Origin of the sequence: Pseudomonas sp. NPDC086566 (assembly GCF_050280885.1) — a bacterium.
Taxonomy (GTDB): Bacteria; Pseudomonadota; Gammaproteobacteria; order Pseudomonadales; family Pseudomonadaceae; genus Aquipseudomonas; species Aquipseudomonas vlassakiae.
Genome location: NZ_JBNNWD010000001.1, coordinates 233348 through 253669, shown reverse-complemented (window position 1 = coordinate 253669; position 20322 = coordinate 233348). Strand labels below are relative to the sequence as shown.

The following is a 20322-nucleotide window of genomic DNA, read 5'->3' as shown; positions in this document are numbered from 1 at the left end:
CTAAAAACCGCGCAGCTTTGTTATGATTCGGCACCTTCTGATATTTGCCCGACCAGGTAGTTCCTATGTCCGACCGCAGCGCTCGTCTCCAAGCACTCCAGCACGCACTCAAAGAGCGCATTCTGATCCTCGACGGCGGCATGGGTACTATGATCCAAAGCTATCGCCTCGAGGAACACGACTATCGTGGCACGCGCTTCGCCGATTGGCCAAGCGACGTGAAAGGCAACAACGACTTGTTGCTGCTCAGCCGCCCGGATGTGATCGCGGCGATCGAGAAAGCCTACCTGGATGCCGGCGCCGATATCCTCGAAACCAACACCTTCAACGCCACGCAGATTTCCCAGGCCGACTACGGCATGGAATCGCTGGTGTACGAGCTGAACGTCGAGGGCGCGCGCATCGCCCGCCAGGTAGCCGATGCCAAGACCTTGGAAACCCCGGAAAAACCGCGCTTCGTCGCCGGCGTGCTCGGCCCGACCAGCCGCACCTGCTCGATCTCCCCGGACGTCAACGACCCTGGCTACCGCAACGTCACCTTCGACGAGCTGGTCGAGAACTACATCGAGGCCACCCGCGGCCTGATCGAGGGCGGCGCCGACCTGCTCCTGATCGAGACCATCTTCGACACGCTCAATGCCAAGGCAGCGATCTTCGCCGTGCAGCAGGTATTCGAGGACGATGGCATCGAACTGCCGATCATGATCTCCGGCACCATCACCGATGCCTCCGGCCGTACCCTGTCGGGCCAGACCACCGAAGCGTTCTGGAACTCGGTGCGCCACGCCAAGCCGATTTCCGTGGGCCTCAACTGTGCCCTCGGCGCCAAGGACCTGCGCCCGTACCTGGAAGAGCTGGCGACCAAGGCCGACACCCACGTGTCTGCCCACCCCAACGCCGGCCTGCCGAACGCCTTCGGTGAATATGACGAAACCCCGGCAGAGATGGCGGCGGTGGTCGAAGAGTTCGCCGCCAGCGGCTTCCTCAACATCATCGGCGGCTGCTGCGGCACCACCCCGGGCCATATCCAGGCGATCGCCGAGGCCGTGGCCAGGTACAAGCCACGGGAAATCCCGGAAATCGCCAAGGCCTGCCGCCTGTCGGGCCTGGAACCGTTCACCATCGACCGCCAGTCGCTGTTCGTCAACGTCGGCGAGCGCACCAACATCACCGGCTCTGCCAAGTTCGCCCGGCTGATCCGCGAAGAGAACTACACCGAAGCCCTGGAAGTCGCCCTGCAGCAGGTCGAAGCCGGCGCCCAGGTGATCGACATCAACATGGACGAAGGGATGCTCGACTCCCAGGCCGCCATGGTCCGCTTCCTCAACCTGATCGCCGGTGAGCCGGACATCTCCCGCGTGCCGATCATGATCGACTCGTCCAAGTGGGAAGTGATCGAAGCAGGCCTGAAGTGCATCCAGGGCAAGGGCATCGTCAACTCGATCTCCATGAAAGAAGGCGTCGAGCAGTTCAAGCACCATGCCCGCCTGTGCAAGCGCTATGGCGCGGCCGTGGTGGTGATGGCCTTCGACGAGGTCGGCCAGGCCGACACCGCCGCGCGCAAGAAGGAAATCTGCCAGCGCAGCTACGACATCCTGGTCAACGAAGTCGGCTTCCCTCCGGAAGACATCATCTTCGACCCGAACATCTTCGCCGTCGCCACCGGCATCGAAGAGCACAACAACTACGCCGTCGACTTCATCGAGGCCTGCGCCTACATCCGCGATCACCTGCCCCACGCGCTGAGTTCGGGCGGCGTGTCCAACGTCTCGTTCTCGTTCCGCGGCAACAACCCGGTGCGTGAGGCGATCCACTCGGTATTCCTCTACCACGCGATCCAGAATGGCCTGACCATGGGTATCGTCAACGCCGGCCAGCTGGAGATCTACGACGAGATCCCGGCCGCGCTGCGCGAAAAGGTCGAGGACGTGGTGCTCAACCGCACGCCGCACGGCACCGACGCCCTGCTGGCGATTGCCGACGACTACAAGGGCGGCGGCGCGACCAAGGAAGTGGAAAACGAAGAGTGGCGTTCGCTGCCCGTCGAGAAGCGCCTGGAGCACGCGCTGGTCAAAGGCATCACCGCCTTCATCGTCGAAGATACCGAGGAGTGCCGGCAGCAGTGCGCGCGCCCGATCGAGGTCATCGAAGGCCCGCTGATGAGTGGCATGAACGTGGTCGGTGACCTGTTCGGCGCCGGCAAGATGTTCCTGCCGCAGGTGGTCAAGTCGGCCCGTGTCATGAAGCAGGCCGTGGCGCACCTGATCCCGTTCATCGAAGCCGAGAAAGGCGACAAGCCGGAAGCCAAGGGCAAGATCCTCATGGCCACGGTCAAGGGTGACGTGCACGACATCGGCAAGAACATTGTCGGCGTGGTGCTGGGCTGTAACGGCTACGACATCGTCGACCTCGGGGTCATGGTGCCAGCCGAGAAGATCTTGCAGACCGCCCGCGAACAGAAGTGCGACATCATCGGCCTGTCCGGCCTGATCACCCCGTCGCTGGACGAGATGGTCCACGTCGCCCGCGAAATGCAGCGCCAGGACTTCCACCTGCCGCTGATGATCGGCGGCGCCACCACGTCCAAGGCACACACCGCGGTCAAGATCGAGCCCAAGTACAGCAACGACGCCGTGGTCTACGTCACCGACGCCTCGCGTGCGGTGGGGGTGGCTACCCAGCTGCTGTCCAGGGAACTCAAACCCGGCTTCGTCGAGAAGACCCGCCAGGAATACGTGGAAGTGCGCGAGCGCACCGGCAACCGCAGCGCCCGCACCGAGCGCCTGAGCTACGCGCAGGCCATCGCTGCCAAACCGCAATACGACTGGGCCGGCTATCAGCCGGTGGTACCCGCCTTCACCGGCGTCAAGGTGCTGGAAGACATCGACCTGCGCACCCTGGCCGAGTACATCGACTGGACCCCGTTCTTCATTTCCTGGGACCTGGCCGGCAAGTTCCCGCGCATCCTCACCGACGAAGTGGTTGGCGAAGCCGCCACCGCGCTGTACAAGGATGCCCGCGAGATGCTCGACAAGCTGATCGACGAGAAGCTGATCAGCGCCCGTGCGGTGTTCGGCTTCTGGCCGGCCAACCAGGTTGCCGATGACGACATCGAAGTCTACGGCGCAGACGGCCAGGCCCTGGCCACCCTCCACCACCTGCGCCAGCAGACCATCAAGCCCGATGGCAAGCCGAACCTGTCCCTTGCCGACTTCGTCGCGCCGAAGGCCAGCGGCGTCACCGACTACGTCGGCGGCTTCATCACCACCGCCGGCATCGGCGCCGAGGAAGTGGCCAAGGCCTACCAGGACAAGGGCGACGACTACAGCTCGATCATGGTCAAGGCCCTGGCCGACCGCCTGGCCGAGGCTTGTGCCGAGTGGCTGCACGAGCAGGTACGTAAGGAGCACTGGGGCTATGCCCGCGACGAGCAGCTGGACAACGAGGCGCTGATCAAGGAGCAGTACAGCGGTATCCGCCCTGCCCCGGGCTACCCGGCGTGCCCGGACCACACCGAGAAGGAAACCCTGTTCCGCCTGCTCGATGGCACCGCCATCGGCGAAACCGGCCCGAGTGGCGTGTTCCTCACCGAGCACTTCGCGATGTTCCCGGCGGCGGCGGTCAGCGGCTGGTATTTCGCCCACCCGCAGGCGCAATACTTTGCCGTGGGCAAGGTCGACAAGGACCAGATCGAGCGTTACAGCGCGCGCAAAGGCCAGGAGGTGAGCGTGAGCGAGCGCTGGCTGGCGCCTAACCTCGGCTACGACAGCTGATATCGCGCGGGTTCTTTCGCGGGCAAGCCCGCGAAAGAACCGATGCGTATGCTGGATTCAGACGTCGCTGACCGGGATATCCCCTGCCCGCTTGCCATCGCGTCGTTCGCCCATCCACTCATTGACCTGCTGCCCGAACTCGGTCGGTGCCTTACGCCCGAAGCGCCGCGCCAGGTCGAGGATGGTCTGCTGCGCCAACGCCTCTTCCATGCGCTTCTGCGCCCCCAGCATCACCGCGTGAATCGCGCAGGTGCCCTCGGTCGCCCAGCCCGGCGCCGAACCTTCGAACAAGCTGCAACGCGCGCGGATCTCGCGGCAATCGAAGATCTTCTTCGGCCCATCGATGGCATTGACGATATCCAGCACGGTGATTTCGTCCGACGGCCGCGCCAGGCGAAAACCGCCACGCACACCTTCCGTTGCCACCACCAGTTTGGCCCGTGCGAGCTTGGTGAAGACCTTGGCCAGGTATTCCTGCGGCACGCCCTGTAGCTCCGCCAGGTCGCGCACGCTGCATTCACGGGTATCCCCTCGCTCATCCACCAGGAACAGCAGGCAATGGATGCCGTATTCGACGCCAGCGCTGTAGAGCGACATATCAATCTCCGACAAAGTTTGTCGCAAATAGTACGCTGATCATTGGGCAGCGCAAAGCCATACCGCGCCAGTCGTCGCCAATCCAAGCCCATGTTCAGCCGTTAAAAGCCCGAGACACAGGCATTCGATCGGTTTTAACCACGCGTGGGCAGCGAGTCGGGTACAAAAAACACTTGTCGATTTCAACTACGACTAATACAGTCGTAGTTATTCGGGCATCACTACCAACACGCTCGAAGCCCTCTTCACCCTTGCGGAGTACTTCCATGAAATCGAACATCCTGATCATCGGTGCCGGCTTTGCCGGTGTCTGGAGCGCACTGAGCGCAGCCCGCCTGCTGGACCAGGCCCAGCGCGACGACCTGAGCATCAGCGTGCTCGCCCCGCAACCGGAGTTGCACATCCGCCCGCGCTTCTACGAGGCCGATGTGCACAGCCTCAAGGCGCCGCTAGCTGATCTGTTCGATGCGGTCGGGGTGCGCTTCATTGCCGGGACTGCCGAAGCCATCGATACTGCGGACCGCAGCGTCAGCTACACCGGCGCCAACGGCGAGCACCGGAAGGTCAGCTACGACCGCCTGATCCTCGCCGCCGGCAGCCAGGTGGCACGCCCGGCAGTACCAGGCCTGGCCGAACATGCCTTCGATGTCGACCAGATGGCTTCGGCCATGCGCCTTGAGCAGCATCTGCTGGGGCTATCGACCATGCCCGCGTCGCCGGCGCGCAACACCGTGGTGGTCTGCGGCGGTGGGTTCACCGGTATCGAAACAGCTACCGAAATGCCGGCGCGCCTGCGCGCCATTTTCGGTAGCGAGGCCGCGGTGCGTGTGCTGGTGGTCGACCGTGGCGCCAGTGTCGGTGCCGCATTGGGTGCGGGCATTACCCCGTCGATCATCGCAGCTTCCGAACAGGCCGGCGTGCAGTGGCTGACAGGTAGCTCGGTGGTGGCCATCGATGCCGGTGGCGTGACTCTGGACAATGGCGAGTACATCGCCAGCAAGACCGTGATCTGGACCGTTGGCGTCAAGGCCAGCCCGCTGACCGCCCAGGTCGCTGGCGAACGCGACAACTTCGGCCGGCTCAAGGTCGACGACCACCTCAAGGTGGTTGGCCAGGCGCATATATACGCAACCGGCGACACCGCCTGGGCCGCTGTCGACGAGCTTGGCAATCACGCCCTGATGACTTGCCAGCACGCGATTCCCATGGGCCGCCACTGCGGCAACAACGCCATGGCCGACTTGCTCGGTGTGGCACCCGTGGTCTACCGCCAGCCCAAGTACGTCACCTGCCTGGACCTCGGCGAGTGGGGCGCGGCCTTCAGTGAAGGATGGGAGCGCGAGCTAAAGCTGCAGGGCCAGGAAGGCAAAGACATGAAGCGCCAGATCAACGGCGTGTGGATCTACCCACCGGCTGCTGATCGCGCGTTGGCGCTGGCCGCAGCCGACCCGCACATCGCAATCGTTTAACGGCAAATTCCTGACAGATCCATCAATAAATGACGGATCTGTCAGAAGATGTCGTTACATTGAATGACTGGTCAATATTGATGGCCATATGGCATCATCGTAATCAAAAAGCATTCCAGAGGGTGAGGCACACACTTAAATCGCAGCGCATCGAGAGCCTGGCGCCATCCCCGGTGACCCGGCCATCCGACCATGCTCTTGACGCCTGCACGCCAACGTCAAGGAGCATTCCATGCCACTACGGAATATGAAGATCGGCACCCGCGCTAGCAGCGTTTTCGCCCTGTTGGGCGCATTGGTCCTGGCCATGGGCCTTATCGCAATCCATGAAACGCGGCAGATGGATTCCGCCACGGACGAAATCCGTGTCACCTGGATGCCCGCCGTGGTTGCCCTCGGTGAAATCAGCAGCAACCTCGGGCGCGCCCGCGCCTTCACCTTGCGCGCCGCGCTGGACGACAACCCCGGCGAGCGTGCGCGCAACATCGACATGCTCAAGGGCGTCAACGAGCAACTCAGCAGTGGCCTCAAGGACTACCAGGACACCATCATCGCCGCCGATGATCGCGCCCTGTTCGATGCCTTCAATGCCGCCTACACCCAATACCTCGACCTGCAGTCGCGGGTCGTGCAGGACATCGCTGCCGGTCGCATGGACCAGGCCAAGCAGCAGATCAGCGGCCCGCTGACCCAGTACGCCGATACCATGATGAAGGCCATGGCCGCGCTCATTGCCTACAACGGCAAAGGTGCCGAGGATGCCTCGCAGCGCAGCAGCGATGTAGCCGACGAGGCCTTCACCGCGATCATCGCCTCACTCGTGGTCATCATGCTTGCACTGGCCGCCATTGCCACGGTGCTTACGCGCAGCATCGTGGTGCCGCTGGCCGATGCAGTCGCCGTGGCCGAGCGCGTGGCCACCGGCGACCTGACCCAGGACATCCGTGTCGTCGGCCGTGACGAACCGGCCCTGCTGCTGCGCGCCTTGAGCCGCATGCAGAACAGCCTGCGCGACACAATCCGCAAGATCGCCGCCTCCTCCGACCAGCTGGCCTCGGCCTCGGAAGAGCTGCACACCGTCACCGAAGACACCAGCCGCGGCCTGCACCAGCAGAGCGCGGAAATCGACCAGGCCGCCACCGCCGTCAACCAGATGACCGCAGCGGTGGAAGAAGTGGCGAACAACGCGGTGAGCACGGCCGATGCCTCCAAAGGAGCCGACCAGACCACTCGCGATGGCCGCGAGCAGGTCAACCAGGCGCTGGCCTCGATCCAGCACCTGGTCAACGATGTGGCGGGCACCTCTACCGAGATCGAACAACTGGCCAGCAATGCCAACGAAATCAGCCGCGTGCTGGATGTGATCGGCGCAATTGCCGGCCAGACCAACCTGCTGGCACTCAACGCCGCCATCGAAGCCGCACGCGCAGGTGAAGCAGGCCGCGGCTTCGCCGTGGTGGCCGATGAGGTGCGCGCCCTCGCCCACCGGACCCAGCAGTCGACGGCAGAGATCGAGCAGATGATCGCCGGGATCCAGAACGGTACCGAGCGTGCGGTGGCGGCGATGCACAGCAGCCGCGGCCGGGCGAACGGCACGCTGGAGGTGGCGCAAGGTGCCGGTGAGGCGCTGGAGGTGATTGCCGAGGCGATCGCCTCGATCAACCAGCGCAACCTGGTGATTGCCAGCGCTTCCGAGGAGCAGGCACAGGTGGCACGGGAGGTGGACCGCAACCTGGTGAACATTCGCGACCTGGCAATGCAGACGTCGGCGGGGGCCAACCAGACCAGCGCCGCGGCGCAGGACCTGTCGCGCCTTGCAGTGGACCTGAATGGCATGGTCGCGCAGTTCAAAGTCTGATCTGAAACAGCTGGGGCTGCTCTGCAGCCCCCTGCTTTAGTATCAGTCGTTAACGCTAATCGCCCGCCCCGCCGTCTCGGCCGCCTTGCCACGGGTCGCCAGGCAATAGTACAGCGGCACCGTTACCAGCAGGCCGAACAGCCACGACAGGTCAGCCCCTTCGACAATGTTCGAATACGGCCCCACATACAGCGACGTGTTGGCAAACGGCAGCTGCACCAGGATGCCGCAGGCATAGGCAATGATCGCGTGGTGATTGAAGCGGCCATAGATGCCGCCATCAGCACGGAAGATCGAAGCGATGTCGTACTGGCCCTTCTTGATCAGGTAGAAGTCGATCAGGTTGATCGATGCCCACGGGACCAGCACCAGCAGCAGCGCCAGGATCAGGCCGATGAACTGGCCGATGAAGCCAGCCGACGCGTTCAGAGCAACCATCGCGCAGCCCACCAGGATCACCGCTGCCAGGATCACCCGGACCTTGATGCTCGGCGTCCACTCGGCAATGAAGGTCTGGATCGCCGTGACGATCGACAGCACTGCGCCGTACAGGTTGAGGGCGTTGTGGCTGATGATGTTGAGCAGGAACAGCACCATCAGGATCGGGCCCAGCCAGCCAGTGGCCTGCTTGACCGCATCCATCGCGTCGGTGCCTTCCGGCACGCACAGCACGGCGATCGTACCGAAGCCGAAGCACAGGATGGTGCCCAGGGTGGCGCCGAAGTAGGTTGCCCAGAACGGCTTGGCGATGCCCACTTCACGCGGCAGGTAGCGCGAGTAGTCGGAGGTGTACGGCGAAAAGCTGATCTGCCAGATGATGCCCAGCGACACAGTGGCGATGAAGCCTGACAGGTTGAATGCGCCGCGGCTGAAGAAGTCCGCCGGCAGTTCCTGGACGAACATCATGATGAAACCGGCCAGCAGTGCCGAGCCCATCACCCAGGTACCGATGCGGTTGAGGATATGGATGAAGCGATAGCCGATCACGCCGATGGCCGTCGCGCTCAAGGCGCCGATGACGATCGCGCCAGGCATCGGCACGCTTGGGGCGATGCCGTGGATGGTCTTGCCCGCCAGGACGATGTTGGAAATGAAAAAGCCGACATAGATCAGCGCGGTGAAGAACACGATCAGCAGCGCGCCATAACGGCCGAACTGGCCACGGCTCTGGACCATTTGTGGAATGCCCAGCTGCGGTCCTTGCGCAGAGGCCAGGGCGATGAACACGCCCCCGATCAGGTGACCCAGCACGATCGCGATCAGCCCCCACAGCAGGTTCAGGTGGAACACCTGGACCACCATGGCACCGGTGACGATTGGCAGTGGCGCGATGTTGGTACTGAACCAGAGGGTGAACAGGTCGCGCGCCTTCCCGTGGCGCTCGGCAGGTGGAACATAATCGACCGTGTGATTCTCGACAAACTGGTGTTGCGACGACGGTTGGGACATAGGATTCAGCTCGAAAGGTCGTTTTTATCGTTGTAGGAAACCGCATCTAGGCGGCCTCTCAGCTGCGGACCATATTATGGTATTCCAAACTTTTGACAACACTGAACCGCAGGAAAAAACGCCCACTGATCTGCTCGCCCACCCCCTGCGACAAACCGCCTCACGGCTCAATCCCACGGTTTACATGGGTTTGAGCCATTCATCGTGAAAAAACGGCGCTGAAAATTCCGCTTGCAAAATAGGTATTACGGTATACCATCAGACACATCAACGATAAAAACCGCGGACCACCGCAGCCGTTTAGAGGTACACCCGATGATCGATGCAACCCTCTACAAGAACGTCCTGGGCTCCTTCCCGTCCGGCGTTACCGTCATCACCACCCTGGACGACGACGGCTCGGTCGTCGGCCTGACTGCCAGCGCTTTCTCCTCGCTGTCGATGGACCCGCCGCTGGTGCTGTTCTGCCCTAACTATACCTCCGACTCCTACCCTGTCCTGATCAAGAACAAGCGCTTTGCCATTCACCTGCTCTCCGGTGAACAGCAAGCCGAAGCCTATGCGTTCGCCAAGAAGGGCAAGGACAAGGCCGCCGGCATCGAATGGACCCTGAGCGAGCTGGGCAACCCGATCCTGGCCGGCGCCACCGCCGTCATCGAGTGCGAACTGTGGCGCGAGTATGAAGGTGGCGACCACGCCATCATGGTCGGCAAGGTTCACAACCTGATCGTCCCCGAGCAAGCCCCTCGGCCGATGGTCTACTGCCGCGGCAAGATGGCCAGCCTGCCGGCCTTTGCCTGAAGCCTGTTCTGAATCGAGACTCCTGGCGCCTCCCCTGCCCGGCGCCAGACACTTTCAAGCGTTGAGGAAAGCCCCATGAAATTTTCGTTGTTCGTGCACATGGAACGTTGGGATGAACAGGTCAGCCACCGCCAGTTGTTCGAAGACCTGACCGAACTGACCCTGATGGCCGAGCACGGCGGTTTCAGCACCGTGTGGATCGGCGAACACCACGCCATGGAATACACCATCTCGCCAAGCCCGATGCCGTTGCTGGCCTACCTGGCCGCACGCACCGAGAAAATCCGCCTGGGTGCCGGCACCATCATTGCGCCGTTCTGGAACCCGATCCGCGTGGCTGGCGAATGCGCCTTGCTCGACGTGATCAGCAACGGCCGCATGGAAGTGGGCCTGGCCCGTGGTGCCTACCAGTTCGAGTTCGACCGCATGGCAGGTGGCATGCCGGCTACCGACGGCGGCAAGGCCCTGCGCGAAATGGTCCCGGTGGTGCGCAAGCTGTGGGAAGGCGATTACGCCCATGATGGCGAAGTCTACAAATTCCCCACCTCCACCAGCGTGCCAAAGCCGTTCAACGCCACACCGCCGATGTGGATCGCCGCCCGCGACCCGGACTCGCACAACTTCGCCGTTGCCAACGGCTGCAACGTCATGGTCACCCCGCTGATGAAGGGCGACGAAGAAGTGCTGGACCTGAAGAACAAGTTCCAGGCCGCCCTCGACAACAACCCGGACGTACCGCGCCCGCAACTGATGGTGCTGCGCCACACCCACGTGCACAGCCCGTCCGAGCCCGAAGGCTGGAAGATCGGCGCCCAGGCCATCTCGCGCTTCTACCGCACCTTCGATGCCTGGTTCGGCAACAAGACTACCCCGGTCAACGGCTTCCTCGAGCCGAGCCCTGAGTCGAAGTTTGCCGAAGTGCCGGCGTTCCAGCTGGAGAACATCCGCAAGAACACCATGATCGGCACCCCCGAAGAGATCATCGCCCGCATCAAGTATTACCAGGAGCTCGGTGTCGACGAGTTCAGCTTCTGGTGCGACAACAGCCTGCCCCACGCCGAGAAGAAGAAGTCGCTCGAGCTGTTCATCAAGGAAGTGGTGCCGGCGTTCGCCTGAATTCCCATTGCCTGAGCCATTGCGGGACGCGCCCGCTCCCGTGGGCCCCGAAGCCCGCGTGAGCGGGCTTTTTTTAACGCCTGTGCCGGCCTCTTCGCGGGTAAACCCGCGAAGAGGCCAGTGCAGATAGCACAGAAATCAGGGCATCAGGCCACCTTTCGTCCCTTGGCCAGAGAAATTTCAAGTCACCTCTTGCGCAACAAATATTATGGTATACCATCAGACAACAAGAGCTGATAACCCTCACCAGGAGCCACCCATGAGTTTCGAAATCCGCAAGATCGTCACCTACTCCGAAGAGACCCGCATCGAAGGCGGCAAGGCCACCGACAAGCCAGTGACCATGGTCGGCCTGGCTGTCGTGATCAAGAACCCATGGGCCGGTCGCGGTTTCGTTGAAGATCTGAAGCCGGAAATCCGTGCCAACTGCTCGGACCTGGGTGCCCTGATGGTCGAGCGTCTGACCGCTGCCATTGGCGGTGCCGACAAGATCGAAGCCTACGGCAAGGCCGCAGTGGTCGGCGCCGACGGCGAGATCGAGCACGCCTCGGCGGTGATCCACACCCTGCGCTTCGGCAACCACTACCGTGAAGCGGTACAGGCCAAGAGCTACCTGAGCTTCACCAACAAGCGCGGCGGCCCGGGCACCTCGATCCAGATCCCGATGATGCAGAAGGACGACGAAGGCCTGCGTTCGCACTACATCACCCTGGAAATGCAGATCGAAGACGCGCCGCGCGCCGATGAAATCGTCGTGGTCCTGGGCGCAGCCGACGGCGGCCGCCTGCACCCGCGCATCGGCAACCGCTACATCGACCTGGAAGAACTGGCTGCCGAGAAAGCCAACGCTCAATAACAACAACAACCAAGACGGGCCGGGGCGTGGCGTGCTTACCCGCCGCGCCCGACCTTCAAGGAGCGCCCTCCATGATTCAGCCTGTCGCTGAACGTACACCCGCCGGCACCAGCTACCTGTCCGTCGGCCAGGGCCAACCTGTGGTACTGATCCACGGCGTGGGCCTGAACAAGGAAATGTGGGGCGGGCAGATCGTTGGCCTGGCCAATGACTACCGCGTCATCACCTACGACATGCTCGGCCACGGCCAGAGCGCGCTGCCGGCCGCCGACACCGGCCTGGAAGGCTATGCCGCCCAGCTCGCCGAACTGCTCGACCACCTGCAGATTCAACAAGCCACCGTGATCGGCTTCTCCATGGGTGGCCTGGTCGCCCGTGCATTCGCCCTCCACTACCCGCAGCGCCTGGCTGCGCTGGTAGTGCTCAACAGCGTGTTCAACCGCACCCCCGAGCAGAGTGCCGGCGTCATCGCCCGCGCCGCCCAGGCTGCGGAGCTCGGCCCCGACGCCAACGTCGACGCCGCGCTCGACCGCTGGTTCAGCCGTGAATACAAGGCTGCCAACCCGGCGCAGGTCGCTGCCATTCGCCAGGTGCTGGCGAACAACGACCCGCAGGGTTACCACACCACTTATGCGCTGTTCGCCACCCAGGACATGTACCGCGCCGGCGACCTGGGCAGCATCCAGGTGCCGACCCTGATCGCCACCGGCGAACTCGACTCGGGCTCCACCCCGGCCATGACCCGCCAGCTCGCCGCCAGCATTCCTGGCGCACAAAGCGTGGTCCTCGCCGAACAACGGCATATGATGCCCGTGGAAGCACCCCGTGAAGTCAACAAGATGCTGCTGGACTTCCTCGCCCAAGCCCGCACCCTCACCGAATCCGCCAAGGGGATTGTTGCATGACCCTCGTTCGTTTCCAGATGTGCATCGACGGCCAATGGCTCGATGCGCAGAGCGGCAAGACCTTCGACAGCCTCAACCCGGCCACTGCCCAGGCCTGGGCGCAACTGCCCGACGCCGACGAAGCCGATGTCGAGCTGGCCGTCCAGGCCGCCCAGCGTGCCTTCGACAGCAAGGCGTGGCGCAGCATCACCGCCACCGCGCGCGGCAAGCTGCTGCGTCGCCTGGGTGACCTGATCGCCGAGAACAAGGAACACCTGGCCCAGCTGGAAAGCCGTGACAACGGCAAGCTGATCCGCGAAACCCGTGGCCAGGTCGGTTACCTGCCAGAGTTCTTCCATTACACCGCAGGCCTGGCCGACAAGCTCGAAGGCGGCACCCTGCCGCTGGACAAGCCGGACCTGTTCGCCTACACCGTGCATGAGCCGATCGGCGTGGTGGCCGGGATCATCCCGTGGAACAGCCCGTTGTACCTGACCGCGATCAAGCTGGCACCGGCCCTGGCCGCCGGCAACACCATCGTGCTCAAGCCGTCCGAGCACGCCTCGGCGACGATCCTCGAACTGGCTCGCCTGGCCCTCGAAGCCGGCTTCCCGGCCGGCGTGGTCAACGTGGTTACCGGCTACGGCCCAAGCACCGGCGCAGCCCTGACCCGTCACCCACTGGTGCGCAAGATCGCCTTCACCGGCGGCGCCGCCACTGCTCGCCATGTGGTGCGCAGCAGCGCCGAGAACTTTGCCAAGCTGTCGCTGGAACTGGGCGGCAAGTCGCCCAACATCATCTTCGCCGACGCCGACCTGGACAGCGCCATCAACGGCGCCGTGGCCGGCATCTATGCGGCCTCCGGCCAGAGCTGCGTGGCCGGCTCGCGCCTGCTGGTACAGGACGAGATCTTCGACGAATTCGTCGAGCGCCTGATTGCCCGCGCCAAGCGCATCCGCATCGGCAACCCGCAGGACGACGCCAGCGAAATGGGCCCGATGGCCACCGCACAGCAGCTGGCCGTGGTCGAAGGCCTGGTCGCCGCGGCCAAGGCCGAAGGCGCCAAGCTGCACATGGGCGGCAAACGGGCCGAGGTCGAGGGTGACGGCTGGTTCTACGAGCCGACCCTGTTCGAGTGTGACAGCAACTCGATGACCATCATGCAGGAAGAGGTATTCGGCCCGGTCGCCGCGGTGATCCGCTTCAAGACCGAAGAGGAGGCGCTGGCCATCGCCAACGACTCGCAGTTCGGCCTCGCGGCCGGCATCTGGACCCGCGACCTGGGCCGTGCCCACCGCCTGGCCCGCGATGTGCGTTCGGGGATCATCTGGGTCAACACCTACCGCGCCGTGTCGGCCATGGCACCGATCGGCGGCTTCAAGAACAGCGGCTATGGCCGTGAGAGCGGCATCGATTCGGTGCTGGCCTATACCGAGCTGAAGACCGTGTGGATCAACCTGTCCACCGCGCCGATGCCCGACCCGTTCGTGATGCGCTAGGAGAAACACGAGATGATCGAACCAGGCATCTACAAAGACGTGATGGGCTCGTTCCCGTCCGGCGTCACCGTGGTCACCACCCTGGACGCCGACGGCGGCATCGTCGGCATCACCGCCAGTGCGTTCAGTGCGTTGTCGATCGAGCCGGCGCTGGTGCTGTTCTGCCCCAACTACGCTTCGGACACCTACCCGATCCTGCGTGACAGCAAGCAGTTCGCCATTCACCTGCTGTCCGCCGACCAGACCGCCGAGGCCTACGCCTTCGCCGGCAAGGGCAAGGACAAGGCCAAAGGCATCGAGTGGCAGCTGAGCGAACTGGGCAACCCGCTGCTGACCAAGGCCACCGCGATCATCGAGTGCGAACTGTGGCGCGAGTACGACGGCGGTGACCACGCGATCATCGTCGGCGCGGTGAAAAACCTGGTGTTGCCGGCCGAGCCGGTGACGCCGATGGTCTACCACAAAGGCAAGCTGGGCGCCCTGCCGCCGTTGGGCTGATAGACCAGCACCGATGACCCTGTTTTTCAGGGGCCGCGCAAATCGTCTCACCCTCGGTTGCGGCCCCTGTTTTAATCCGGAGCACTGCTCATGAGTAACGAAAAGTACGAGAAAGGCCTGCAGATCCGCACCCAGGTGCTGGGCGAAGAGTACGTCAACCGCTCGATCCAGAATGCCGATGAGTTCACCCAGCCGTTGCAGGAGCTGGTCACCGAGTATTGCTGGGGCCACGTCTGGGGCCGCGAAGGCCTCTCGCTGAAAGAGCGCAGCATGATAAACTTGGCCATGATTTCCGCGCTCAACCGGCCCCACGAGCTCAAGCTGCATATTCGCGGCGCATTGCGTAATGGCCTGAGCCGTGAACAGATTCGCGAGATCCTGCTCCAGGTCGGCATTTATTGCGGCGTGCCCGCGGCGGTGGACAGCTTCCGCCTGGCCCGCGAAGCGTTCGCAGAAGCCGATGCGGAGCCAACCCGTTAACCGCGGGCTGTTCGAACCCACGCAAGGAGCACCGATGGTTCGTGGTGCTATTGCGGTTGCGGACGTGCAGCCTCATTCAGAGCGCACTTGATGAAACGCCAGCCCCTCGACGACAGCTTCAAGGTCAACCGCAACCCCGTTACCCTGCGCGAAATCGTGCTCGACAAGCTGCGCGGCGCGATCATGAACTTCCACCTGCTGCCGGGCGACCGCCTGGTCGAGCGCGACCTCTGCGACCGCCTCGGCGTCAGCCGCACCTCGGTGCGCGAAGCGCTGCGCCACCTCGAGTCCGAGGGCCTGGTGGAATTTGCCGATGCCAAGGGCCCGCGTGTGGCCATCATCACCCTGGAAGACGCCCGCGACATCTACGAGCTGCGCTGCGTGCTCGAAGGCCTGATCGTGCAGCTGTTCACCCTCAACGCCAAGGCCAAGGACATCCGTGCCCTGGAGCGCGCGCTGGAAGTCAACCGCGAAGCCCTGGAAGAAGGCGAGCTGCAGCAGGTGCTGGACTCGGTACAAGGCTTCTATGACGTGCTTCTGGAGGGCTCCGGCAACCAGGTTGCAGCCCAGCAGCTGCGCCAGCTGCAGGCACGCATCAGCTACCTGCGGGCTACCTCGGTGTCGCAGGAGAACCGCCGCGGCGCCAGTAACCGTGAAATGGAGAAGATCGTCGAGGCGATCAAAAGCGGCGACCCGCTGGTGGCCCACCAGGCCTCGGTCGATCACGTTCGCGCCGCCGCCAAGGTGGCCCTGGAGTATCTGCGCCAGAAGCAGGACGACAACCCCAAGGTGCGCGACATGGTCGAGCCCCTGGCCCTGAAGGACCCCCGTATATAAGCCCCCGCACAGGCCGCTGACCATGCCCAACGCCCCGCGCTACTGCCCACACTGCACCACGGAGCTGGCCCGGGGCTTTCCCACCGGCGACACCCACGAACGCCTGCACTGTACCGGCTGCGGCTATATCCATTACATCAACCCGAAGATCATCGCCGGCTGCATCATCGAGCGTGACGGCAAGTACCTGCTGTGCCAGCGCGCCATCCCGCCGCGCCCGGGCACCTGGACCTTGCCGGCCGGGTTCATGGAAGCCGGGGAGACCACCGAGCAGGCAGCCTTGCGCGAGGTCTGGGAAGAAAGCGGCGTGCGCGCCGACATCGTCTCGCCCTACTCGATCTTCAGCGTGCCTACAATCTCCGAGGTGTACATCATCTTCCGCGCCATCGCCACCGAGGAGACCGGGCAGTATGGGCCGGAGACGCTGGCGTACCAGTTTTTCGCCCCTGACGAGATTCCCTGGGACGACATCTATTACCCGGCGATCCGGCAGATTCTCGAGCGCTACATCCTCGAGCGCCAGGCCGGTGTGTATGGCATCTATATGGGCAATGACGACACCGGCAAGGTGCATTTCATGCGCTGAGGCGTGCCGGCCTCAGCGCCGGCACCGCCCTTTAACGCGGGCTGGCCAGCAGACGCGCGACACTCTGCGCCAGTTCCGCCTGCCGGTAGGGCTTGCGCAGCACCTCGAAACCCTTGAGTTCCCGCGGCGTGAGGTTGGCATAACCGGTGATGATCAACACCGGCAGATCCACCCGCCGCTCGCGCATCTGTTGGGCAAAACGCACACCGGTCATCTCGGCCATGACGTGGTCGGTGACCAGTACATCCGGTAGCCAACCCCGCTCCAGCAGATGCAGTGCCGCCGCCGCATTGCCGGCTTCGGTCACGTCGTAACCCAGGTCGCGCAACTGCGCGGCGGTGGCATGGCGCACGATTTCCTCATCATCCACCAGCAGTACACGGTAGGGCCGGTCAGCCTGCGGCGCCTCGGGTATTTCGCTGTCCTTGCAAGGCGCCGCGACATCGCTGAGCGGCAACCACAACGTCGCCGTCGTACCCTGCCCCACCTGCGAATCGATGGCGAAGCCCCCGCCCGACTGCAACGCCAGGCCCTGGACCATCGGCAGCCCCAGGCCGGTGCCCTTGCCCACGCCCTTGGTCGAGTAGAACGGCTCGATGCAACGGCGCAATTGCTCTTCATCCATGCCGCAGCCGTTGTCACGTACCTGCAACCAGAGCAGGCGCGACGCAGCCAGGCCCGATGGCCGGGGCGGGCCGTCGGCATCGAGCCCGGCCCTGATCTGCAGCGCTCCGCCGTCGGGCATGGCGTCGCGGGCATTGACCACCAGGTTGAGCAAGGCCAGTTCCAGTTGGTGGGGGTCAGCCACCACCGAGGGCAGTGCCGGGTCTATCTGCACCTGAACGGCAATGGTCGGCCCTAGCGAGCGGGCCATCAGCTCGCGCATGTCCACCACCAGGTCCGCCAGCGACACCGGCTGCGGCTTGAGCGTCTGGCGCCGGGCGAAACTGAGCAGGCGCCCCACCAGGTTGCGCGCCCGCTCGGCCGCCTGCAGGCCGCCTTCGATCAGGCGCGGGGCACGTTCGGATTGAGGGTGTCGGTGCAGCAGTTCGAACGAGGCGATGATCGGCGTGAGCATGTTGTTGAGGTCGTGGGCGATGCCACCGGTCAACTGCCCGATCATTTCCAGCTTGTGGGCCTCGTGCAACTGCAACATGGCCGCCTCGCGCTCGGCCAGCACCGCCGCGACGCGGTCCTCCAGGCTTTCGTTGAGCAGGTGCAGCGCCCGCTCGGCACGGGCGTGGGTAATGGCGGCCCAAGTCTGCTTGGCCGCTTCCTCGACCAACTGACAGTCGTCTTCAAAACACTGGCGCGGGGTATGGAAGTGCACGCCGAGCATCGCCTCCAGGCGCCCGGCGCGCAACACCGGGACATGCAGCGTGGCGCACAAGCCATCGCGGTGTGCCTGGTAGGCCTGCTGCACCACCTGGCCCGCCGCCAACTGCTCTCGCAGCGTCGTGCCAAAGGTGGCGTAGTCATGCTGACCGACCAGGGAGGGCAAGCCGTCGGCCCAGTCATGGGCCACCCGGAAACTGCGGCCGTCGCCCTGATCCTCACCGAAGCACACCCGTGCAGCACCCAGCTCCTGCGCCAAGCGCCTGACCGCATAGGCCTCGATGCGCTCGGCCTCGCCCAGCCCTGGCAAGGTCCGGCCCAGTTCCAGCAAGAACGCCTGGCGCTGCTGGAAACGCACCCGCTCGGTGGTGTCGGCGACCAGGCACAATACGCCGCCGACGCTGCCATCGGCTTCACGCACCGCAGAATAGGACACGTCGAAATACACGGTTTCGCCAAGGCCCCGGCGTTCTATATAGAAAGGGCGATCCTTGGCCCAGAAGGTCTGGCCGGTTTCACGCACGCCGCGCAACAGCGGCTCGAGGTCGTCCCACAGTTCGCTCCAGTGCTCCTCTGCTGGCCGCCCGAGTGCATGAGGGTGCTTGGTGCCGATCGTCGGGGCGTAGGCATCGTTGTACAGGGCCACATAGGCTTCGCCCCAGAACAGTACGAACTGGGCTTGTGCCGGCAGCAGCATGGCCATCACCGCCTGCAGGTGCGGCGACCAGGTAGGTGGCGGACCAAGCGGCGAGCTACTCCAGTCCATTGTCTGCAGCAAGTTGCCAATGCTGCCGCCGTTGAGCAAGAAGTTCGACGGGGGTTTCAGGGTGTCCGTATCGTGTTGCTGAAGCGATCTCATGTCTGGGAGGTCCCGGGCACATTGCCATCCATCTGTGGATAGGAGACCTGCCTTCAGCTTTTCGTTCCGCTGAATTTTACCGAGCGATCAGCGGTGCGCTATTCAGCGCAACTGGCCGGCAATCAACCCCAGCGCCACCGCCACCATTGCCATGCCAGACACGCGCCCTACCCACCTGGCTGCGCCGGGTCGGGTGCTCAACACCGCCTTGGCGCCGTAACCCACCAGCGAATAAATGACCAGCGAACTGCACAGGTGCACCAGCCCCAGCAGCAGGATCTGCAGTGGCACCGGCCAGCTGGAGTGCGGGTCGGTGAACTGCGGCAGCAAGGCCAGGAACAAGAGAAAAACCTTCGGGTTGAGCCCGCTCACGCAAAAGCCCTTGAATGCCCAGCGCGGCCCCGATTCGCCCACGCTGGCCTGCCCGGCCTCTGGCGCAGCCGGGCTCAGCAGCAGGTTGCCGCCCAACCACAACAGGTAGGCGCAGCCAGCCAGGGTCAGCAGGGTCATCGCCAGCGGGTGGCCTGCCAGCAGGCTACCCACCCCTGCCGCCACCACCAGGGTGGCGAGCAGATGCCCCGACAGCATGCCCGCCACCGCAGGCATCACCCAGCGCCCGCGCATCCCGGCGGAGATGGCATAGGCCCAGTCGGCACCGGGGGTAATCACGAACAGCAACGACACGGCCCAGAACGCGGACAGCAGGTTGAATGCCACTTGAGTCTTCCTTTCACACAGTTTGGGGGGTGAAGAAAGCCTAAGGATTCCGCCAGGGGATTTTCTTTCGTATATTTCCCCTCAAGTCATTTTTTCTGGAAGATTCTTCCCAGTGGACAGAACAGACCGAAAGATCCTTGCCGAACTGCAAAAAGACGGTCGCCTCTCGGTGACTGAGCTGGCCGACCGTGTCGGCCTCAGCCTGTCACCTTGCCATCGGCGATTGAAGGCGCTGGAGGAGTCTGGCGCCATCCTTGGCTACCACGCGCGCCTGGCGCCCAGCGCATTGGGGCTGAACTTTGCCGCGCTGGTGTTCGTCACCCTGCGCGAGGTAACCCGCCAGCCGGTGGCGGATTTCGAGGCGGCGCTGGCGGAGATTGCGCAGATCGTCGAGGCCCAGCGGCTGTTCGGCGACCCGGACTACCTGTTGCATGTGGTGGCCAAGGACTTGCCAGCCTTCCAGAAACTGTATGACGAGCAACTGACCAGCATTCCCAATGTGAAACGCCTGAGTTCGACCTTGGTGATGAAGGAAGTGATTCAGGACCGGTTATTGCCGATGTAGCATTTTCTCCTGTGCCGGCGAAGAGGCCGGCACAGGCAAACCTTCAACCTGCCCTGTAAATGCTCGCTGTGCACCATCACGGCCCACCCTGGCTGCCGCCGATCGTCGCAACCCCCTCTATCCCAAGCCCTTCAGCCTACTGG

General features: G+C 63.8%; 17 protein-coding genes. 13 read left to right on the top strand and 4 right to left on the bottom strand.

Translation table 11 applies throughout. The annotated features are described in order from the left end of the window. The first annotated feature begins 65 nt into the window (after positions 1-65). The gene (metH, locus tag ACQKPS_RS01150) at positions 66-3773 is read left to right on the top strand and encodes a methionine synthase (protein ID WP_254480480.1); all 3708 of its coding nucleotides are present in this window, start codon (positions 66-68) and stop codon (positions 3771-3773) included. Between the two features lie 57 nt (positions 3774-3830). Here metH and ACQKPS_RS01145 read toward each other — a convergent pair whose 3' ends face one another. Beyond that, positions 3831-4370, bottom strand: coding sequence for an RrF2 family transcriptional regulator (locus tag ACQKPS_RS01145; protein ID WP_254480481.1), 540 nt, complete (start codon positions 4368-4370; stop codon positions 3831-3833). Between the two features lie 266 nt (positions 4371-4636). Here ACQKPS_RS01145 and ACQKPS_RS01140 point away from each other — a divergent pair, with 266 nt between their 5' ends. Both ACQKPS_RS01140 and ACQKPS_RS01135 read left to right on the top strand, forming a co-directional pair. Then, a complete protein-coding gene (locus tag ACQKPS_RS01140) occupies positions 4637-5839 on the top strand; it encodes an NAD(P)/FAD-dependent oxidoreductase (RefSeq protein ID WP_254480482.1) in 1203 nt (400 codons plus the stop codon). Positions 5840-6071: 232 nt separating this feature from the next. Next, positions 6072-7697: a methyl-accepting chemotaxis protein gene (locus ACQKPS_RS01135; RefSeq protein ID WP_254480483.1), complete on the top strand. Its 1626-nt coding sequence runs from the start codon at positions 6072-6074 to the stop codon at positions 7695-7697. Between the two features lie 42 nt (positions 7698-7739). Here ACQKPS_RS01135 and ACQKPS_RS01130 read toward each other — a convergent pair whose 3' ends face one another. After that, the gene (locus ACQKPS_RS01130; protein WP_254480484.1) at positions 7740-9146 is read right to left on the bottom strand and encodes a purine-cytosine permease family protein; all 1407 of its coding nucleotides are present in this window, start codon (positions 9144-9146) and stop codon (positions 7740-7742) included. 315 nt (positions 9147-9461) lie between these two features. Between ACQKPS_RS01130 and ACQKPS_RS01125 the strand changes: the two genes are divergently transcribed. From ACQKPS_RS01125 to ACQKPS_RS01085, 9 genes are all read left to right on the top strand, one after another. Then, positions 9462-9947 carry a flavin reductase family protein gene (locus ACQKPS_RS01125; protein WP_176508996.1) on the top strand — a complete coding sequence of 162 codons (486 nt, stop codon included), beginning with the start codon at positions 9462-9464 and terminating at the stop codon, positions 9945-9947. Between the two features lie 75 nt (positions 9948-10022). Beyond that, a complete protein-coding gene (locus tag ACQKPS_RS01120; RefSeq protein ID WP_027918587.1) occupies positions 10023-11063 on the top strand; it encodes an LLM class flavin-dependent oxidoreductase in 1041 nt (346 codons plus the stop codon). Between the two features lie 259 nt (positions 11064-11322). Next, positions 11323-11919 (top strand): amino acid synthesis family protein, encoded by a 597-nt coding sequence (locus ACQKPS_RS01115; RefSeq protein ID WP_016715710.1) that lies wholly within the window; start codon positions 11323-11325, stop codon positions 11917-11919. Positions 11920-11990: 71 nt separating this feature from the next. Beyond that, positions 11991-12824 carry an alpha/beta fold hydrolase gene (locus ACQKPS_RS01110; RefSeq protein ID WP_254480488.1) on the top strand — a complete coding sequence of 278 codons (834 nt, stop codon included), beginning with the start codon at positions 11991-11993 and terminating at the stop codon, positions 12822-12824. Then, complete coding sequence (locus tag ACQKPS_RS01105) at positions 12821-14302, top strand: aldehyde dehydrogenase (protein WP_313201261.1); 1482 nt, start codon at positions 12821-12823, stop codon at positions 14300-14302. Before ACQKPS_RS01110 ends, ACQKPS_RS01105 begins: the two co-directional genes overlap by 4 nt. Positions 14303-14314: 12 nt before the next feature. Then, positions 14315-14800 carry a flavin reductase family protein gene (locus tag ACQKPS_RS01100; RefSeq protein ID WP_152957679.1) on the top strand — a complete coding sequence of 162 codons (486 nt, stop codon included), beginning with the start codon at positions 14315-14317 and terminating at the stop codon, positions 14798-14800. Between the two features lie 90 nt (positions 14801-14890). Beyond that, a complete protein-coding gene (locus ACQKPS_RS01095) occupies positions 14891-15280 on the top strand; it encodes a carboxymuconolactone decarboxylase family protein (RefSeq protein ID WP_254480490.1) in 390 nt (129 codons plus the stop codon). Between the two features lie 90 nt (positions 15281-15370). Then, positions 15371-16117, top strand: a complete 747-nt coding sequence (locus ACQKPS_RS01090; RefSeq protein WP_054885128.1) for a GntR family transcriptional regulator — start codon at positions 15371-15373, stop codon at positions 16115-16117. Between the two features lie 22 nt (positions 16118-16139). After that, on the top strand, positions 16140-16703 hold the full coding sequence (locus ACQKPS_RS01085) for an NUDIX hydrolase (RefSeq protein WP_427602200.1): 564 nt from the start codon (positions 16140-16142) through the stop codon (positions 16701-16703). Positions 16704-16734: 31 nt separating this feature from the next. On the opposite strand, the gene ACQKPS_RS01080 is transcribed toward ACQKPS_RS01085, so the two are convergent. Together ACQKPS_RS01080 and ACQKPS_RS01075 are read right to left on the bottom strand one after the other, a co-directional pair. Beyond that, positions 16735-18897, bottom strand: a complete 2163-nt coding sequence (locus ACQKPS_RS01080) for an ATP-binding protein (RefSeq protein ID WP_427602198.1) — start codon at positions 18895-18897, stop codon at positions 16735-16737. A gap of 102 nt (positions 18898-18999) precedes the next feature. Beyond that, a complete protein-coding gene (locus ACQKPS_RS01075) occupies positions 19000-19614 on the bottom strand; it encodes a LysE family translocator (protein WP_254480494.1) in 615 nt (204 codons plus the stop codon). A 112-nt stretch (positions 19615-19726) separates the two neighbouring features. Between ACQKPS_RS01075 and ACQKPS_RS01070 the strand changes: the two genes are divergently transcribed. Continuing rightward, positions 19727-20179, top strand: a complete 453-nt coding sequence (locus tag ACQKPS_RS01070; protein WP_054885131.1) for an Lrp/AsnC family transcriptional regulator — start codon at positions 19727-19729, stop codon at positions 20177-20179. Positions 20180-20322 lie beyond the last annotated feature (143 nt).